Origin of the sequence: Staphylococcus gallinarum (assembly GCF_000875895.1) — a bacterium.
In the GTDB taxonomy this organism is placed as follows: domain Bacteria; phylum Bacillota; class Bacilli; order Staphylococcales; family Staphylococcaceae; genus Staphylococcus; species Staphylococcus gallinarum.
Map to the genome: position 1 here is coordinate 1 of NZ_JXCF01000123.1, position 241 is coordinate 241.

Annotated in this window: 1 pseudogene; it reads right to left on the minus strand. The window is 31.5% G+C overall.

Annotation, left to right across the window (positions count from 1 at the left end):
- A pseudogene (locus SH09_RS15930) lies at positions 1–241 on the minus strand (MobV family relaxase); the annotation flags it as partial.

A 241-nucleotide genomic window follows, 5' to 3' on the forward strand; every position in this document is an offset into this window, starting at 1 on the left:
GATGCTTCTATTTGTTTCTGAAAGGTATTAAAATCTTCTTGGCTTATTACAACATTGCCTGTTTCTTGTATTTCTTTGTTGAATAATCCACCTACTTTTTCAGTTTCATGTTCATATTGGCCGTTTAAAGGCTTTTTAAGCGTTTCTAATGATTTTTGGTATTGTTCTATCAACTCACTGCTTTTTTGTTGTATATGGCTTAATTTTTGGCTCTCACGCTCATATTCTTGCTTATGATATT